Below are 13,633 nucleotides of genomic sequence, written 5' to 3'. Positions count from 1 at the left end.
TCCCTCGTTGTTTCTGTCTTGTGGCGGGCGCTCTTGGCGGTGCTCGGTTGAGCGGCGTGGTGCGTATTATTTACCCGATTCCGCTCCGATTTGCACCGCTATGTACCTCGGATCAGCAGGACCTCCGGCCACCGCTACCGAACGCCCGCGTCTCCGTCACCGGGTCGTCGCCGCGCGTATCCCCGGCCGCGGCAGCCCGCGCCTGCTCGACGCGGACCCGAAACACCACCGGGGCGCTGTACGGCACGTTCCGGCACCGCAAGCGGGCCGTCATCGCCCACGGCGACACGTTCCACTAAAACCTCACCGCTGTATCACCGAGGCTCGAAGCGGAAGCTGCCCGCCGGCAGCCCTTTCCTACCGCGTTCGGCACGAAAGGACGATCCGTGTTGCACGACTTCAGTTCCACCGTACTTCTGCTCGTCGCCGGCCTGTTCCCGATCATCAACCCGCCGGCCGCCGGGTTCATCATCCTGAGCCTGGTCCCGAACGCGGCGCCCGCGCAGCGCGCCGAACTGGCCCGGCGGATCTCGTTCAACAGCTTCGTCATCCTGCTCGCATCGCTCTCGGTCGGGGCCTACGTGCTGGCCTTCTTCGGGATCTCCATTCCCGTCCTGCGCGTCGCGGGCGGGATCATCATCGGCAGCGCCGGGTGGAAGTTGCTGCACTCGCCGCACGACGACAAGAAGGGGCACGAACCGCCCCGCGCGGACCCCTCGGGCAGCGAGTCGCTCGGCGTCCAGGCGTTCTACCCGCTGACCCTGCCCATTACCGTCGGCCCCGGCTCCATCGCCGTCGCGATCGCTCTTGCAACCGGGTTCCCGCGCGAAGGCCCGACGCCCGTCCACGCCGCCGCCGTGAGCACCGCGCTGTTGGTCCTCTGCGCCAGTATCTACTTGTGCGTGCGGTTCGCCGCCAACGTGGAGCGGCTCCTCGGGGCCGTGGGCTCCCAGGTCGCGATGCGGCTGTTCGCGTTCATCCTGTTCTGCATTGGCGTCCAGATATTCTGGCTCGGGCTCTCGGAACTGATCGCGGCGCAAAACACGAAGTGACGCCCGGCACACGGCCTCGATGCGGCCGCAACTTGCTCGGACGTGGTCAGGAGGGGCGCGATAGAACCGCACGGCCCGGTTCAGGTCGCCGACGCACAGGGTCAGGCGCTCGCCCGGGGCTTCATTTCGGCCCCCGACTTACCGGACGTGTGGTCAGCGACTGGCGCCGCGGCTCAGACGATCGACCGGAGCAACCCGCCCTCGACTCGCAACGCCGCACCATTGGTCGCGGCCGACAGCGGGCTGGCCAGGTACGCGACCATGTGAGCGATCTCCGCCGGGTCGATCAACCGCTGGAGCAGCGACGAGGAGCGGTGCACGCGGAAGAACTCGGCCTCCGCCTCGGCCGCGTCCTTCGCGTGAGGTGACACCGACTTGAGGAAGTCGACGATCCCCTCCGACATCGTCGGCCCGGGGAGGACCGTGTTGACCGTCACCTGCGTCCCCTTGGTCAGCTCCGCCATCCCGCGGCAGAGGGCCAGTTGGCTCGACTTCGTCATCCCGTAGTGGATCATCTCGGGCGGGGTCATCACACCCGACTCGCTGGCCACGAAGATCACCCGCCCCCACCCCGATGCCAGCATCTGCGGGAAGTAGTGGCGGGACAGCCGCACCCCGCTCATCACGTTCACCTGGAACAGTTTCAGCCAGTCCTCGTCCGGGATCTCGGCGAACGGCTTCGCCTCGTAGATGCCCAGGTTGTTCACCAGGACGTCCACCTTCGGCACCCGCTTGATGAGGGCCGCGCACCCCTCGGCCGTGCCCGCGTCGGCGACGACCCCTTCGGCGTCACCTGCCTTCCGTACCACATTGAGCGCCTCGTCGATCTTCGGTTGGGTGCGCCCGGCGACGAACACCTTCACCCCCTCGCGGGCGAGTTCTTCGGCGATCGACAGACCGATCCCCGCCGTTGACCCCGTGACAACGGCAGTCTTCCCCTTGAGTTGCAAGTCCATGTTCGGCCTCCGCAGGTCGAAGTGTGTTCGAGGCGATGTCGAAGATCTTACGGAGCGGTTGTTGCACCGCCTTTATCGGAGCCCTTGCGCGAGCGGTTGAGTTGGGGCATTCTGCCGTCGCGACGAACCGCACCGAGATCCACACCGATGGCACCTTCAACGACCAGACCGACACAGGCGACCTGCCGAACGCTGTGGGACCAATTATTCGCTGGCGCTGCGGGCAAGGACATCGAGTTCGCCTGAAAAAGGCGGGACCAGTCGCTCGGATCGCGGCTCACCCCACCAACTCGCACGGGACGAGGCGAAGGGCGGCGACTTGCCGTTTGGCACACGACTTGCAAATTTACCCAGCCGTCCGGGGAGCCACCTCTTGTGGCCGAAACCGGTTCCATTTATCTGGGCGTGGTGCCGGGGAGGTATTCCGGGCCGGAACTACTGCCTTGACTCGAGGTTGCGGTTCCAATGGACGGCTCGCCTAAACGCTCGTCGCGCCTTTCCGCCACCGGCATCGCCGGTCTGGATAACGTTCTGGGCGGCGGGATCACCACCAATCGCCTCTACCTGATCGAGGGCAATCCCGGTTCGGGAAAGACCACCCTAGCGCTCCAGTACCTCTTTGAAGGCGTGCGCCGAAAAGAGCCGTGCTTGTACGTGACGCTGTCCGAATCGAAGGCCGAACTCATTGACGTGGCCGAGTCCCATGGGTGGTCCCTCGACGGCATCGAGATCGTCGAGTTGGCCGCGTCCGAGGCCGATCTGGAACCGGACAACCAGCACACCATGTTCCAGCCGGCCGACGTCGAGCTCGGCCAGACCACCAAAGCCGTCCTTGCCGAGGTCGAGCGGGTCAAGCCCCGGCGGGTGGTCATCGACTCCCTGTCCGAACTCCGCCTCCTTGCCCAGAGCTCGCTCCGGTACCGCCGCCAGATCCTCGCGCTCAAGCAGTTCTTCACCGGCCGCGAATGCACGGTGCTGCTGCTCGACGACAACACCTCGTCGGCCGGCGACCTGCAGCTCCACAGCATCGCCCACGGGGTCATCAGCCTCGAGCACCTGTCCCCTCAGTACGGGGCCGAGCGCCGGCGGCTGCGGGTGGCCAAACTCCGCGGGCAGAAGTTCCGCGGCGGGTACCACGACTTCAACATCGCCACCGGCGGGCTCGACGTGTTCCCTCGGTTGATCGCCGCCGAGCACGTCGAGAACCGGGAGCAAGCCGTGCTCACCGGGGGCGTGCCGGAATTCGACCGCATGCTCGGCGGCGGGATCGACTTCGGCACCAGCGTGCTCCTCGTCGGCCCGGCCGGGTGCGGCAAGTCGTCGGTCGCCATCAACTATGCCCGCGCCGCCGCGACGAAGGGTGACCGGGCCGCCCTATTCACGTTCGACGAGCGGGCCGAGGTGCTGCTCCGCCGGGCGACCGGGTTGGGCATGGATCTGACCGCGCAGATCAAGGACAAGACGCTCACCCTCCAGCAAGTGGACCCGGCCGAGATGTCCCCCGGCGAGTTCGCCGCCGGGGTCCGCCGGGCGGTGGACGGGGGGGACGGGCACGCCCCGGCCAAGGTCGTCGTCATCGACAGCCTGAACGGGTACCTGCACTCCATGCCGGAGGAGGAGTTCCTCACGGTCCAGATGCACGAACTGCTCACGTACCTCGGGCACAAGGGCGTCGTCACGTTCCTCGTCCTCGCCCAGCACGGCATGATCGGGAGCATGCAGAGCCCGGTGGACACCACGTACCTGGCCGACACCGTCGTCCTGTTCCGGTACTTCGAGGCGGCCGGCGAGGTGCGGCAGGCCGTCTCGGTGGTGAAGAAGCGAAGCGGCATGCACGAACGGACCATCCGCGAGATGAAGCTGGACGGCGGCATCCGCGTGGGCGAGCCGCTCAAGGAGTTCCGCGGGGTGTTGATGGGGACGCCGACCTACGGCGGCGAGACGGACACGCTGATGGGGCCGGCGAATGTCTGACACCGACGAGCGGGTGCTGTTCCTCGCCCCCACTAAGAGAGACGCGACCGCCGGGCTGACCCTCATGACCGGGGCCGGGCTGGTGTGCCACGCCTGCGCGTCCCTGGCCGAATTGTGCCGCCTGGTTCCGGACGGCGCCGGGGCCGTGGTCGTGCCCGAGGAGGCCGCGATCGGGGACGGGGACGGGGCGCTCAAAACCGCGATCCGCGACCAGCCGCCGTGGTCGAACCTGCCGATCCTGATACTCACGGCCGCCGGCCCGACCGCGACGGCGCGCGTCAAGGCGCTGCTCGACCTGGGCGACGTCACACTTCTCAAGCGCCCGCTGGAGGCGGCCGAGTTCCTCAACGCGGTCCGGTCCGCGCTCCGCGACCGTCGGCGGCAGTACCAGGTGCGCGGGTACATTGCCGAGCAGACGCGGCAGGCCGAGGAGTTGCGGGACGCCGACCGCCGCAAGGACGAGTTCCTCGCCATGCTCGCCCACGAGCTGCGCAACCCGCTCGCGCCCATACGCAACGGGCTGGCGATCCTCCAAATGGCGGACGGGGACCGCGCGGTGGTTCGGCGGACGCACGGCATGATGTCTCGTCAGGTGGACCACCTCGGGCGCCTGGTCGATGACCTCTTGGACGTGTCCCGGATCACCCGCGGGAAGGTGGAGCTGCGGCTGGAAGCCGTGGACCTGAACGCGGTCCTGGCCCGCGCCGCCGAGGCCGCCCGCCCGCTGATCGACGCCCGCCGCCACCGGCTCGTCGTGACCCAGCCCGGCCGACCCGTGATGGTGTCGGCCGACCCGACGCGGCTGGCCCAGGTGGTCGGGAACCTGCTCACCAACGCGGCCAAGTACAGCGACGAGGGGGGCCGCATCGACCTGATTCTGGAAGAGGACGGGGTGGCGATCGTCCGGGTGCGGGACACGGGCCTCGGCATCCCGGCGGAGATGCTACCGCGGGTGTTCGACCTGTTCACCCAGGTGGGGCGGACCCTCGACCGGTCCGACGGCGGACTGGGGATCGGGCTGACCCTGGTCAAGAGCCTGGTGGAACTGCACGGCGGCACGGTGTCGGCCGCGAGCGCCGGGCCGGGCGAGGGGAGCGAGTTCACCGTCCGGCTGCCGAAGCTCGCGCGGCGCGAGGAAAACGGCGCGCCACAAGGGGCGCCCGCCGAACGGGTGGTGCCGCGGCGCGTCCTGATCGTGGACGACAACCCGGACGCGGGGGACAGCCTCGCCACCCTGCTGGAGATGACCGGGCACCGGGTGGAGGTCGCCCGGAGCGGGCCGCAGGGGCTGGAGATCGCCGCCCGGCTGAAGCCCGAGGTGGCGGTGCTCGACATCGGGCTGCCGGGGATGAACGGGTACGAGCTGGCCGGGCGCATGCGGGCGGAGCCGTTCGGCCGGGAGATAATCATGGTGGCCCTGACCGGGTACGGGCAGGAGGAGGACCGGCGCCGGACTCACGAAGCCGGGTTCGACCACCACCTGACCAAGCCGGCGGACCTCGCCCTGCTCGCCGCGCTTCTCCAAAACGGCGGCCCCTGACGTCAGGGCGCGGCCGCGACGTACTCGTCCGCGGAGACCAACTTGGCGTACCCGAACTGCAGGGCCGCCATGAACGCGGCGTGCACCTGGGCGGCCGGAACGACCGCACCCGAGAACTCCTGGTCGCGGGTGGCGCAGGCGTCGTGTACGACCACGCACTTGTAGCCGAGATCGCTCGCCGCCCGCGTGCCGGCGTCCACACACATGTGGCTCATCGCCCCGCAAATCACCACCTCCTCGACCCCGTGTCGGTCCAAGATCGCCTTCAGGTCCGTCTCGCGAAACGAGTTAACGTGGTGCTTCAGGACCACCGGCTCGCCGTCGAGGTTCCGTACCTTCGGGTGGATCTGCGCGCCCGCCGATCCCGGTGTAAAGAACGGGGCGTCCGCGGAGGGGAACTCGTGCCGGACGTGGACCACCAGGTCGCCCGTCTTGCGGGCGGCGGCTAACACCTTCGCCGCGTTATCGGCGGCGGTGTCGATCCCGCTGAGGGTCCACTTCCCGCCGGGAAAGTAGTCGTGCTGGATGTCGATCAGGACCAGTGCGCGCTTCGGCATGTTCGCCCCCCGTCGGTCGTTACCCTTACCGTTATAGTGTGAAGGCTTCGGGGCTCCTCTTATTCGGGACCGCCCCAACCCAGCCACCGGAGCAGCCGGGTGCCGGGGACGATACGCTCGACCAACAGTCCGCCACCAAAGAACGCCCCGGCGGCGGCGAGGAGAGTGGCCCACCAGGGCCACCCGCCGGCGGTCGCCCCGGCGATCGCGGCAGCCACCAGGACCGCGAGGCAGGTCAGATTGGCGACCTCGAACCGGTTCATCCTCTATCCCCCCGGGTTATTCGATCGCCCCCTCACGCGGGACGAACAGCCCGGTGACCCGGGTGACGACGCCCTCGGCCACGCGCTGCGGCCCCTCGTGGCAGAAGAACCGCACGCCCGGGGTAATGCGGCCCCGGTGTACCTCGACCCGCATCTCGTCCATCAGGATCGTCATCCGCGCGGGCAGCTCGATGTCCACGGGTAGCGGTTGGTCGTTCGGAAGGCTCTTTCCGTCGGTCCCGATGAAATCCGGCCAGATCATGTACAGGCTCGGCGGGTTCGGGCCGTCCTCGGCGTGGGCGAAGTCCCACCGGATGCCGTTGAACGGAGGGGTTCGCCGCCCTCCTTCCTTCCGGGTGAAGATGCGGATGGTCGCCTCGAAGTCGTCGTGCCAGTCGAGTCGATTCCCCATTCGGCTCCCTCGCTACCATCCGCCAATGAAGTCGGCCCACCCGCGCTGGAGGCAGACCCGGGCTTCCGCGGCCCAGCTCCGCTCCCGGCGGAAGAAGTCTCTCAAGCTCGAATACCCGACGACGAACGGCCACTCCGGGTTCGGCTCGACGTGCCAGGTGAAGTGGACCAGGACGACCGGCAGGCCCGGGCGGTCGGTCAGGAACAGGAAGTCCTTCTTGCTCCAACTCTCCCAGGCGATCGGTCGGCACGCGGCCCCGGCGAGCGGGTGCCGATCGCACACCTCCCGCCGCAACTCGGCCAGGACGGTGGGGGCGACGTTCGGGCTCATGGCCCGGCCGAACGCCAGAGCCTCGTTCTCGTCGGTCAGGGGCCGCCACGGGACCGGCCAGCGGACCCGCGTCGGATCGACTCTCGTCACGCGCCGCCCTCCGACGTGAGCCGGGCCGCCCACGGGTACCACCCCGCGGGCACGGCCGCCTTGCGAGCACCGGCTCGACCGGACACGCATCCAATCCGACCGGTGTGGTGCGGGGCCGCGGCACATCGCCCGCTCCAGCACCCTCCGCTTCGACGGCGGCGTTCCCCCGACCAGTTTACACACTCAGTTCGAGAAGAACCCGCGCGGTACTGCTGAATCTCCGACGGTCACCTCAGTCCCGGTTAATCGTCAGCACACCACGGTCCTTCGATCCGCCCCGGTACCCGCAAATCCGAAACGTCACGGCCTGGCCCGCCGTCACGGGGATCTCGGCGATGGGCAGAATCTTGTTCCCGTTGAACGCCAGTGTGTCGCGCAGCGAGACGCGCTCGCCCAGGTGCGCCAGGCCCGAGATGCGAACGGCATTGATGACCCCGCTGGTCGTCGGCACAACGCTCACCGCCACCTCGAACTCGGGGTCGATGAGGTCGTTAAAGTCCGCGTCGAACACCTTCGCAGTCTGAGTGATCGCTCGGAACGTCAGCGGGTGCCACCCGCTGTTGTCGTCGAGATCGGGCCAGTCGTGGATCGGGAACGGCAGCTTGAACCCGTAGCAGTCGAAGTTCACCTCGCCGAACGCGATGAACGCCTCGTACCGGTGCGGGACGATGCGCGTCTTCGCATCAATGGTACCGACCGCCCGAAGGGCATTTAGCGCGGGCACCTGGTGCTCGTCCAGCAGCCAGGTGTCGATCATCTCCGCGAGCACGACGTCGACCCGCTCCGGAAGTGCCAGCGAACGGACGTCGCCACAGATGACCTCGACCACCTTTTCGAGACCGTTCAGCTCCACGTTCGCGCGCAGTCGGTTCGCCAGGGCTTCGTTGGCTTCGACCGCGTACACCTTCCTGGCCCCGGCTGCGGCGGCGAAGAACGCGAGGATGCCGCTCCCCGTTCCGGCATCCAGCACCACGTCACCCGAATTTACTGCGCGTTCGATTGCCGATCGGAATGCCTTGGTGCGCGTCACGTCTCGCAGGCACAGCGAGGGCATTTCCAGGTGGGAGAAGAAGTCCATCGGGGAGTAAAGGCCTTTCGGGCGTTGGCGGACAGGAATACCGAGGGCCAGTTTACGCTAAATCGTCCGGCAGCGGCTAAAATGAAGCTGCCGTCCGAAGATCGCTCGAAAAACGCAATTCATGGCCGAGTCACCGAACGAAGTCGTCCTCACCAGTGGCATGACGTATGGCGCGGCGCAGGCGCTGATTGCCGCTGCGTGGCCGCGGTTGCGCGCCGTCCTCTTCCGGCCAACGGTTGAACACTACAAGGAAGGCCGTCCCACAGCGGAGGAACTGGAGCTCGGGGCGGATGACGAACTGTGTCGCATTCCCGACCGAAAGGCAATTCTGCGCGGGGGCATGACCGGACAGAACCTGCAGCACGCCGTGATGACGGCGTTCGGCCTGGAGACGGAGGTTACGGGGGACGGGATTCGAGGGATATGGAGAACGGCGCTGGATGAGGTGTGAGCAGCGGAGCGCCCGTTCGGCGCCCCGCTGCGGGAGAGTCGGCTCAGACAGTTCCGGTTTTGCGGCCGCCGGCAAACACCAGTGCGATGCCAGCGACCGCGGCGACGACGCCGACGATCGGGTTCAGGACGATCGTGTGGGGCTTCTTGGTGTCGATGGTCAGGAAGCTGGTGTCGACGGCCCGCTCGGTGGTAAAGAAGGTGAAGCTCGGGACGGCCAGGGCCAGGATGCCGACGACGATGAGCACGATACCTAATGCGCGCATGGCGTGTTCTTCCGTATTGGGTAGTGTTTGATCGGGACCCACTCTGACCCACTCGGGTCAGAGGCCCCGGCGTGTTCGGAAATCAAGCAAACGCGGTGCCACTCCGCCACGAGTGAACGGCACTCGTTCACGATCTTCACGCCCGAAGTTGTTGCGAACGTTCACGAAGGGTCATTTGGAAGACGAGTTTTTTCACCCAAGAACCGCCGCGCGGGTGCGAAATACCAATCGGCCCCGCACTCGAATGGGCGATCAGATCGCCGACCAAATTGCCAACGGAAGCGTCCACCCTCGGTAACGTCATCGGGGTCGTCCGCCCGAGCTTCTGGTCGTGGGCCGTCGGCATCTTCCCGGCGGCCGGGTGGTGCCTGGGGCTCATCTTCGGCGGGCTCGTGTTCGCCCTCGCGTTCGTGTCCGAGCCGTTCGCGTTCCTGCTGAACATCGGCTGGGCCGCGGTCCTCCTGCCGATCGTCCTCCCGATCGGTGGGCTGTACATCCTTGGTAGCCACCTCGCGCGGAACCTGCGGGGGCGCATCGTGGTGCTGGAGGGAGGGTTCGTCGTGATCCCCGGCCGCCCGGAGGACGGGAAGGTGTACCCGTGGAGTGCGGTCCTCGGGTTTATGGACGCGAACACCGCCCCGCCGTCGCAGTCCGAATCGGAGTCGGCGACGGTGTTCGCGCACGGGAGCTCGCAGTGTACCGCTCACATGACTGACGGTTCGGCGTGGGTCTTCGGCAGCGACCTGTCCGGGTTCGCCGAGTTGCGGGCGTGGTTGGAGCACAAGGCCGGGGTAAAGCCGGCCGAGCCGACTCGGGTGTGACCGCTCTCGATAGGCAGGGATGCCGGATCGCGTGACGTTCGGGGTTCTTTTGGGCGACGGCGCTTCGCACTGCCCCCCGCTCACATCGGGTGGGCCAAACGGTAACGGGGGCTGCGTTATGCGGCCGGTGCCGCCGGCTGCGTTTTCCGCTCCCGGTCCCGGTTATCCTGGTTTCCCCACCGGAGAGCACTGGCGCGAGGAATCGCGCGTGCCGGGTACGTGCCGGAGCATTGACACGGATAAGAAACTCGAAGTCGTAAGAGCGTCCCGGTACTTGTAGCCGAAATCATGTCCCGTTGTCAGGCACACCGGCGCACGCGCCGGGCCACTCCAGTGGCTCAACAAATTAACACGCCGCAAATACGGGAAGAACAAGGGGGGAACGATTCGCGACGGGCGGGACAAAGAAAAGTCGCAAAAACTTGTATGCGGCGGACCGAGCGGTGCCTTTGTACGGGTGGAAGGGCACGACACAGTGGGAGGGTGCATGACCGCGCCGACGATCCGCGATTACCTGAACGTCCTCGGCAGCGCCACGGCCCGCGCGGACGACGCCGACCTCGTGGCCCGGTTCGCGGCGACACGGGACCAGGCCGCGTTCGAGTTACTCGTGTGGCGACACGCGGCCCTCGTGTACCGGGTGTGCCGGGCCGTCCTGCGGGACCACCACGCGGCCGAGGACGCCGCCCAGGCCACGTTCCTCGTCCTCGCGCGCAAGGCCGAATCGTTCGGCGGGCGCGGGTCGGTGGTCGGGTGGCTCTACCGGGCCTCCCGACGTGTGTCGGTGCGCCTCGCACGGCAGCGCGCGCGTCGGCCGGTCGGAGGTGCCGTACTCGACACCTGGCCGGCACCCGCGCCCGCCGCTGCGGACGATACCGCGGGCGCGCTCTGTGCCGAGATCGACCGCCTGCCCGAGGGGTACCGAGTTCCCATCCTGTTGTGCTTCTTCGAGGGCCTGACCCACGCCGAGGCGGCCCACCGGACCGGGTGGCCCGTGGGCACGGTCGCGGGCCGGCTCGCCCGGGCCAAGACCCTTCTCGCCCACCGGCTGTCGCGCCGGGGCGTGGGACTGGTCGCCATCGCCCTGCCGGTCGCGTCCGCTGCCTTCGTTGGCTCGACCGCACGGGCCGCCACCGCGTTCGCCGCCGGCACGCCCGCCCCCGGGCTCGTTACTCCAACCGTTCTCTCCCTCGCTCGAGGAGCATCGACGACCATGACAACGCCCCTTCTAAAACTGTCGGCCGCGGCCGTCGCGGTGCTGTGCGCCGTTACCGCCGGTGTGTGGGGCTTTGCCCCGCCCGCTACACCCGCGCTCGTGCCCGCCCCGCCCGGCGCTCCGGGGGGCGCGCTCGGCGGGGCCGCCGGGCCGGTCCCGGTGAAGGATACGAAGCCGGTCGTGAGGGACGCCGACGCCCAACAACGGGCGCGTAGCTCGAACAACCTGAAGCAAATCATGATCGCCGTTCACGGGTACCACGACCAGAACGGCTGCCTCCCGCGGGACATCACCGACAACGGCGGCAAACGGCTCCTGAGCTGGCGCGTCCACCTGCTCCCGTACCTGGAACAAGAGGCCCTGTACAAGCAGTTCAAGTTGGACGAACCGTGGGACTCGGAGAACAACCAGAAGCTCCTCGCGCAGATGCCCGCGGTGTTCCGGACCGGTACCGACCCGAAGAACGGCACGAAGACCTACTACCAGGGGTTCGTCGGACCGGGCACCGTGTTCGAGCCGGGGGAGCGAATCACCATCGCCGAGATCACCGACGGCACCTCGAACACGGTCGGGGTGATCGAGGCCGGTCCGGCGGCGGAATGGACCAAGCCGGGCGGCATCGCTTACGACCCAAAGCAGCCGTTCCCGAAACTCGTCGGCCCGTTCTCGAACGTGCGCATGGTCGCGCTGATGGACGGGGCGACCGTAGCGTTCAAGCCGGATCTGAAGGACGGCGCGTTCCGCAAGTTCGTCGAACGGGCCGATGGTGAGCTCGTGGACCACGACGGGGCGCGGGCCGACGTGAAGCCCGCGGCCAAGGAGGACCAGCCGCCCGGCGGCGACCTCCTGAAACAGAACGCCGAGTTGGTGGACCGGATGCACGCTCTCCAGGCCGAGCGACAGGCGTTGCTGGCGGAGGTCGCGAAGAACGCGAAGCGGGCGGAGACGAGCGTGGAAGCGTTGACCCGCGAGAACGAGGTACTCAAGGCGGAGATCGAGGAGTTGAAGCGACAGGTCGAGCAACTCAGGAAGCTGACGCCGAAGAAGTGACGGTCGAGTTATCGAGGCCCTCACCTTCACGAGGTGAGGGCGGAATCGGCTCGCCCTGAGAGCAAAGGCGCGAGTGGCCCCTTCGATACCGGGCACTGATACCAACTGCACCACGCCAAACGACCGTTCTTTCGTTTTCCCTCCAAAGCGGTCGTTCGCGCATTCGCGTCGGTGCGGGGCATCAAGGCAATCGGAACACCCTCCCTCGCTGTCGATGACTCATTTGTGGTGGTACTTGCCGGGCCAGAATCGTTCCCCAATTCTTCCACAAGCTAAAGTGGAAATCCCACAGTTCCAAGCGCCTCCACGCATTGAAGCGTTGGCCCATGCAACGTGGGGGCCGGGGCTGCAAACGAATCCGCGCGTCGCTCGTTTCAACCTACAGTTGCGGTGAGAACGGTTGTAACGGATAATCGCACCGTTGAGCCACCAGAACGCGACGGAGGCGAGCCATGATGCGGTTCTTCGTTGGCGCTTGCGCGGTGTTGGGGCTGTCCGAACTGGCCCCGGCAAGGGCGCAGTTCGTGGCCGCGCCTTTGCACGGTCCCGGGTACGGTTTTGGTAGCAGGTATTCGTACCGGAGCGGGTTCGGGTTCTCGTTCGGTGGACCGCACGTCCGCGTCAGTGGGTTCTCCGGCGGGTTCGTGTCGCGTGCCGTGTTCTACCCGCCACTGGTTCCCGTCGCGCCGTTCGGGGCGGCCGGGTTCGGACCCGTTCCCCCGGTCGGGCCGTTCGGCTTCGGCCCGGCGTTCGGGAACGGGTGGGGCTACGCGGCCCCGAATGTGATCGTCACCCCACCGCCCATCATTATCGGCGGGAACTTCGGGAACCCCGACCCGGATGCCGCTGCCGAGAATGTTCCCCCGCCGCGCAACGACGCGGTCGCGTTCCCGCGCGGCGCGAAGGAAACAGACTTCCTCGTGATCTCGCCCAGAAAGGGCACGACCGTTCCCGAAATCACCCGCGTCGCTCCGCCGCCTCAACCGGCCCCAATGGGCGCGTTCGATCCGTTCAAGCCGGTCGTGAAAGTGGCCGTTGAGCAGCCGGAAGCGGACCCGAAGAAAGAAGCGGCCCGGCTCGTGAAACTCGCGCGGGCGGCGTTCGCGCTGGGCGACTACGGGCGCGCGGCCGAGCACTTCGAGCGCGCGATCGCCGCGGACCCGACCGACGCGCGGGCATACTTCCTGCACGCGCAGGCCCGGTTCGCGGCCGGTCAGTTTGCGGAAGCGGTGGCCCGGATTCGCGACGGGCTCGCACGCGACGCGAAGTGGCCCGCCGCGGCGTTCGATCCGGCGGAAATGTACGACGGGCGCGCGGACCGTTTCGCAGCGCACCTCGCCGCGTTGAAGAAAGCTGTTGCGGACAACCCCGGCCAGGCTACGCTCGAATTCTTACTCGGGTATCAGTTGTGGTTCGGCGGGGAGAAGGCGGAATCGGAGAAGCTGTTCCGCGCGGCCGAAAAGCACCTCACGGCGCCCGGGCCGATTTCGCTGTTCAAGTGAGTACCGCGAGCGGGTGCAAGCGAACGGCGCGGCGTAAGCCCGTCGGTGCTTTTAGCCACTACCGGCGGGCTTACGC

General features: G+C 67.6%; 15 protein-coding genes. 8 read left to right on the top strand and 7 right to left on the bottom strand.

The genetic code is table 11. The annotated features are described in order from the left end of the window. Positions 1-59: 59 nt before the first annotated feature. The gene (locus J8F10_RS30080) at positions 60-299 is read left to right on the top strand and encodes a hypothetical protein (RefSeq protein ID WP_210660186.1); all 240 of its coding nucleotides are present in this window, start codon (positions 60-62) and stop codon (positions 297-299) included. 87 nt (positions 300-386) lie between these two features. Next, positions 387-1,052, top strand: coding sequence for a MarC family protein (locus tag J8F10_RS30075; RefSeq protein ID WP_210660185.1), 666 nt, complete (start codon positions 387-389; stop codon positions 1,050-1,052). 173 nt (positions 1,053-1,225) lie between these two features. Here the strand turns inward: J8F10_RS30075 and J8F10_RS30070 are convergent, their stop codons facing one another. After that, complete coding sequence (locus J8F10_RS30070; RefSeq protein ID WP_210660184.1) at positions 1,226-2,008, bottom strand: SDR family NAD(P)-dependent oxidoreductase; 783 nt, start codon at positions 2,006-2,008, stop codon at positions 1,226-1,228. A 465-nt stretch (positions 2,009-2,473) separates the two neighbouring features. Between J8F10_RS30070 and J8F10_RS30065 the strand changes: the two genes are divergently transcribed. Further along, positions 2,474-3,982 (top strand): ATPase domain-containing protein, encoded by a 1,509-nt coding sequence (locus J8F10_RS30065; protein ID WP_210660183.1) that lies wholly within the window; start codon positions 2,474-2,476, stop codon positions 3,980-3,982. After that, complete coding sequence (locus J8F10_RS30060; RefSeq protein WP_210660182.1) at positions 3,975-5,522, top strand: ATP-binding response regulator; 1,548 nt, start codon at positions 3,975-3,977, stop codon at positions 5,520-5,522. Before J8F10_RS30065 ends, J8F10_RS30060 begins: the two co-directional genes overlap by 8 nt. A 2-nt stretch (positions 5,523-5,524) precedes the next feature. Here the strand turns inward: J8F10_RS30060 and J8F10_RS30055 are convergent, their stop codons facing one another. From J8F10_RS30055 to J8F10_RS30035, 5 genes are all read right to left on the bottom strand, one after another. Then, positions 5,525-6,079, bottom strand: a complete 555-nt coding sequence (locus tag J8F10_RS30055; protein WP_210660180.1) for a cysteine hydrolase family protein — start codon at positions 6,077-6,079, stop codon at positions 5,525-5,527. A gap of 59 nt (positions 6,080-6,138) precedes the next feature. Next, positions 6,139-6,342, bottom strand: a complete 204-nt coding sequence (locus tag J8F10_RS30050; protein ID WP_210660178.1) for a hypothetical protein — start codon at positions 6,340-6,342, stop codon at positions 6,139-6,141. A gap of 16 nt (positions 6,343-6,358) precedes the next feature. Continuing rightward, positions 6,359-6,754: a hypothetical protein gene (locus tag J8F10_RS30045; RefSeq protein ID WP_210660177.1), complete on the bottom strand. Its 396-nt coding sequence runs from the start codon at positions 6,752-6,754 to the stop codon at positions 6,359-6,361. Between the two features lie 12 nt (positions 6,755-6,766). Further along, positions 6,767-7,174 (bottom strand): hypothetical protein, encoded by a 408-nt coding sequence (locus J8F10_RS30040; protein ID WP_210660175.1) that lies wholly within the window; start codon positions 7,172-7,174, stop codon positions 6,767-6,769. 232 nt (positions 7,175-7,406) lie between these two features. Next, the gene (locus J8F10_RS30035; protein ID WP_210660173.1) at positions 7,407-8,252 is read right to left on the bottom strand and encodes a 50S ribosomal protein L11 methyltransferase; all 846 of its coding nucleotides are present in this window, start codon (positions 8,250-8,252) and stop codon (positions 7,407-7,409) included. Positions 8,253-8,373: 121 nt separating this feature from the next. Here J8F10_RS30035 and J8F10_RS30030 point away from each other — a divergent pair, with 121 nt between their 5' ends. Further along, positions 8,374-8,703: a hypothetical protein gene (locus tag J8F10_RS30030; protein WP_210660172.1), complete on the top strand. Its 330-nt coding sequence runs from the start codon at positions 8,374-8,376 to the stop codon at positions 8,701-8,703. Positions 8,704-8,746: 43 nt separating this feature from the next. Here J8F10_RS30030 and J8F10_RS30025 read toward each other — a convergent pair whose 3' ends face one another. Continuing rightward, positions 8,747-8,968 (bottom strand): DUF3185 domain-containing protein, encoded by a 222-nt coding sequence (locus J8F10_RS30025; protein WP_210660170.1) that lies wholly within the window; start codon positions 8,966-8,968, stop codon positions 8,747-8,749. Between the two features lie 269 nt (positions 8,969-9,237). On the opposite strand from J8F10_RS30025, the gene J8F10_RS30020 reads away from it, so the two are divergent. The 3 genes from J8F10_RS30020 to J8F10_RS30010 all read left to right on the top strand — a co-directional run bounded on the left by J8F10_RS30020 (position 9,238) and on the right by J8F10_RS30010 (position 13,557). Continuing rightward, the gene (locus J8F10_RS30020) at positions 9,238-9,789 is read left to right on the top strand and encodes a hypothetical protein (RefSeq protein ID WP_210660168.1); all 552 of its coding nucleotides are present in this window, start codon (positions 9,238-9,240) and stop codon (positions 9,787-9,789) included. A 487-nt stretch (positions 9,790-10,276) separates the two neighbouring features. Then, the gene (locus J8F10_RS30015) at positions 10,277-12,055 is read left to right on the top strand and encodes a sigma-70 family RNA polymerase sigma factor (RefSeq protein WP_210660166.1); all 1,779 of its coding nucleotides are present in this window, start codon (positions 10,277-10,279) and stop codon (positions 12,053-12,055) included. A 452-nt stretch (positions 12,056-12,507) separates the two neighbouring features. Beyond that, entirely contained in the window at positions 12,508-13,557 is a 1,050-nt protein-coding gene (locus J8F10_RS30010; protein ID WP_210660164.1) for a tetratricopeptide repeat protein, read from the top strand. Positions 13,558-13,633: the final 76 nt, after the last annotated feature.

This window comes from Gemmata palustris (genome assembly GCF_017939745.1).
GTDB classification, from domain to species: Bacteria; Planctomycetota; Planctomycetia; order Gemmatales; family Gemmataceae; genus Gemmata; species Gemmata palustris.
The sequence above is the reverse complement of the archived record's forward strand: the minus strand, read 5'-3'. Positions and strand labels throughout refer to the sequence as shown.